3 protein-coding genes (1 of these 3 running past the window's edge) are annotated in these 4,040 nt (G+C 73.6%); all 3 read left to right on the top strand.

All coding sequences use genetic code 11. The features are described 5' to 3' along the window. Window positions 1-442, top strand: part of the annotated coding region (locus tag HPT28_RS26300; protein ID WP_219094463.1) for an acyltransferase domain-containing protein (this coding region is incomplete at its 5' end). 857 nt of the annotated region lie to the left of the window's left edge; 442 of its 1,299 annotated nt are in view. 399 nt (window positions 443-841) lie between these two features. Beyond that, entirely contained in the window at window positions 842-2,221 is a 1,380-nt protein-coding gene (locus HPT28_RS26295) for a type I polyketide synthase (protein ID WP_219094461.1), read from the top strand. 77 nt (window positions 2,222-2,298) lie between these two features. Beyond that, a partial coding sequence (locus tag HPT28_RS26290) for a type I polyketide synthase (protein WP_219094459.1) occupies window positions 2,299-4,040 on the top strand: 1,742 nt, incomplete at its 3' end.

The raw sequence follows: 4,040 nt of genomic DNA, 5'->3' as shown, positions 1-4,040 counted from the left end.
ACCCTCAAACGCCACCAACCCACCACCACCCAACTCACCCACGCACACGCACACACATACACCCACGGACTCGCACCCACCCACGAACCGTCCTCCGAGGTCCCGCACCACCCGCCGCTGCCCACCTACCCCTTCCAACACAAGAACTACTGGCTCAAGCCCGCGCGCCGAGCCGTGCGGGGCGCCACGGTGGAGGACGTCCTCAGCCAGTGGCGGTACAAGCTCAGTTGGCAGGAGCACCCCGACGGCGGGGTGCGGGAGCCCGAGCAGGCGCCGGAGCCGTCGAGCGGCGGTACGTGGCTCATCGTCGGCCGTGACGCGCAGCCCCCCGGTGCACTGCTCGACGCGCTCGCCGCCTCCGGCTGGACCGGTGTGCCGATCGACGCCGTGGAGTCGTTGCCCGGAGCGCTGGACGAACACCCTGACGCTGTCGGCATCCTGAGCCTGCTGTCGGACGTGAGGGACACCCTGGCGCTCGTCAAGGCGCATGCCGACGGGCCGCGGCCGGTTCCGCTGTGGCACGTGACCAGGGGCGCCGTCCAGGCCACGGCGGCCGACGCCCCGCCCAGCCCGGAGGGGGCGCAGATCTGGGGGCTCGGCAGGGTCGCCGCCCTGGAACACCCCACCCGGTGGGGCNACCCGGTGGGGCGGCCTCATCGATCTGCCCCCGCACCCCCGGCCGCAGCACTACGCCCGTCTCAGCCGGCACCTCGCGCCCACCCACACCGGGTACGAGGACCAGATCGCCGTCCGGGACGACGCGGTCCACGTGCCCCGCCTCCGCCGCGCACCCCACCCCGCCGGAGTCCGCGAGGCGTGGCGGCCGAGGGGCGCCACGCTGGTGACGGGGGCCACAGGGGCGCTGGGACCGCACATCGCGCGCTGGCTGGTCCGGGCGGGGGCGGAGCACCTCGTCCTCACGAGCCGTCGCGGAGCGGCGGCCGAGGGGGTTCCGGAGCTGGCGGAGGAGCTGGAGGCCGAGGGGGTTCGGGTCACGGTGGCGGCGTGTGACGTCGCGGACCGGGAAGCGGTCGCCCAGTTGGTGAAGCGCCTGGACAGTGAGGGCCACAAGGTGGGGAGCGTGGTCCACGCGGCGGCGCTGATGCAGCTCAACTCGCTGGACGGGCTCACGCTGGAGGAGTTCGATGCGGTGGTGGAGGCGAAGGTCGCCGGGGCACGGCACCTGGACGAGCTGCTCGCCCACCACCCGGTGGAGTCGTTCGTGCTCTTCTCCTCCATCGCCGGGGTGTGGGGTAGCGGTGACCATGGTGCCTATGCCGCAGCCAACGCGTATCTGGACGCCTTCGCGGCGGGACGCCGGGCACGCGGTCTGCCCGCGACGTCCGTCGCCTGGGGTGTGTGGGGCAGCGACCGGTTGCCCGACGCCGTCGACCCGGACTTCCTGCGGCGACAGGGCCTGCCGCTGATCGACCCTGACACCGCGTTCGCGGGTCTGCACCAGGCGCTCGACCACGACGAGACCTTCGTCGCCATCGCGGACGTCGACTGGGCCCGGTTCCTCCCGGTGTTCGCCTCGGCCCGCCCCCGTCCGCTGCTGGACGCGATCCCGGAGGTCGCCGAGCTGTTGGAGCCCACCGGGCGGAGCACCGAAGACGGCGCGGACGACGGGGACCCCCCGGCGGCGGCGCGGCTGGCCGGGCTGCCGCCGGCCGAGCGGGAGGCGGAGCTGCTGCGCCTGGTGCTGGACTGCCTGGCGGCGGTGCTGGGCCGCGACTCCGGCGGCTCGGACATCGACCCGAAGGCGGCGTTCAAACAGCTCGGGGTGGACTCGCTGCTCGCCGTCGAACTGCGCAACCGGCTGGGCCACGTCACCGGACTCCAGCTCCCGGCGACGCTGGTGTTCGAGCATCCGCACCCGCTGGCCGTCGCCGGGTTCCTGAGCGGTGAGTTGGCCGGGAGCGCGAGCGACGGCGGACAGGACGAGCCGCTCGGTTCCGTCGACGCCGAACTGTCCCGGTTGGAGGCCAGGTTGGCCAGTGGCGCCGTCGAGCCCGCGGCGCGCGCGGGCGTCGCCGAGCGGCTGCGCGCCCTGCTCTCCGCGTTCCAGGACGACGGCGTCCACGGCGGCGCGAGGCCCGCCACCGCCACAGCGGACGAGGACGAGGACGAGGACGAGGACGAGCTGGACGACGACGCCATCGCCGCCATCAGCGACGACGAGATGTTCGACCTCATCGACAAGGAGCTCGGCGATGCCTGACCCACGAGCCTGACGGCTCCGCTCCTCACTCTTCCCGAAACCGCCGCACCCACTGGCAGCACTGTGAAGGACAGGCCATGGCCGAGGACATAGCCAAGCTCCGTGACTACCTGAACCGCGTCACGGTGGACCTCCGCAAGACGCGCAAGCGTCTGCAGGAGGCCGAGGACCGCGCGTCACAGCCCATCGCGATCGTCGGCATGGACTGCCGCTTCGCGGGCGGCGCCTCCTCGCCCGACGCACTGTGGGAGCTGCTGGAGCAGGGGCGCGACGCGATCGGCCCGTTTCCGACCGATCGCGGCTGGGATCTGGAGCGACTCTTCGACACGGCGTCCGGCCGAGGGGGCACAACCTCGATCAGGGAGGGCGGTTTCCTGGACGACGTCGCCGGGTTCGACGCCGAGTTCTTCGGCATCTCGCCGCGCGAGGCCCTGGCCATGGAGCCGCAGCAACGGCTGTTGCTGGAGACGTCGTGGGGCGCCCTGGAACACGCGGGCATCGACCCGTCGACGCTGGACGGCGTCAGGGGCGGCGTGTTCGTCGGGCGCAACTACCACGAGTACGGGGCGCCCATGGAGCACGCCCCGGACTCGGTCGAAGGCCACCTGGTCACCGGTTCGGTGGCGAGTGTGGCCTCGGGCCGCATCGCCTACAGCCTGGGTCTGTCGGGGCCCGCGATCTCGGTGGACACCGCCTGCTCGACCTCGCTGGTGGCGCTGCACCTGGCGGTGCGGTCACTGCGGTCGGGCGAGAGCGACATGGCGCTGGCCGGGGGCGCCACGGTGATGTACACCCCGGGCACCTTCGTGGAGTTCGACCGGCAGGGCGCGCTCGCCCCCGACGGCCGGTGCAAGGCCTTCGCCTCGGGCGCGAACGGTATGGGCATGGCGGAGGGCGTCGGGGTCCTGGTGCTGGAGCGGCTCTCGGACGCGCGCCGCAAGGGGCACCGGGTCCTGGCCGTCGTCCGGGGAACGGCCGTCAACCAGGACGGCGCCAGCAACGGCCTCACGGCCCCGAGCGGTCCGGCCCAGCAGCGCGTCATCCAGGCGGCGCTGGCGGACGCGGGGCTCACGGCGTCCGACGTGGACACCGTCGAGGCGCACGGCACCGGAACGGCGCTCGGCGACCCGGTGGAGGCCCGCGCCCTGCTGGCCACGTACGGAAAGCGACCGAAGGACCGGCCGCTGTGGCTGGGCTCGGTGAAGTCCAACATCGGCCACACCCAGGCGGCGGCGGGCGTCGCGGGCGTCATCAAGCTGGTGCAGGCGCTTCGCCACGAGCGGCTGCCGAAGACGCTGCACGCGGACGAGCCCTCGCCCCACGTGGACTGGTCGGCGGGCACCATCCGGCTGCTCACGGAGCACGCCGACTGGCCGCGCTCGGACGACCGTGTGCGCCGGGCCTCGGTGTCGGGCTTCGGCATCAGCGGGACCAACGCGCACGTCGTTCTTGAGGAGGCCCCGCTCGACGACGTCGAGCCGGCCGACGGCGAGGAAGGAGCCGCGCCGCTGCTGTGGCCGCTGTCCGCCAAGTCGCCGCGGGCCCTGGCCGCGCAGGCGGCCGGGCTCGCCGAGCATCTCCAGGCGCGTCCCGAGCTGCGGCCACGGGACGTCGCCGGTGCTCTGGCCACCACCCGCACCGCCTTCGCGCACCGCGCCGCGGTCGTGGGCGAGGGGCGCGACGACCTGCTCAGCGGCCTGGCGGCTGTGGCCGACGGCCGCACGGCACGCCACCTCGTCCGGGGCACGGCCTCCAGCACCGCTGGCGGTGGGCGGACGGCGTTTCTGTTCTCGGGTCAGGGGAGTCAGCGTCCGGGCAT

It is taken from the genome of Streptomyces sp. JJ38, assembly GCF_019303475.1.
Taxonomy (GTDB): Bacteria; Actinomycetota; Actinomycetes; order Streptomycetales; family Streptomycetaceae; genus Streptomyces.
This window is presented reverse-complemented; position numbering and strand designations above follow the sequence as displayed.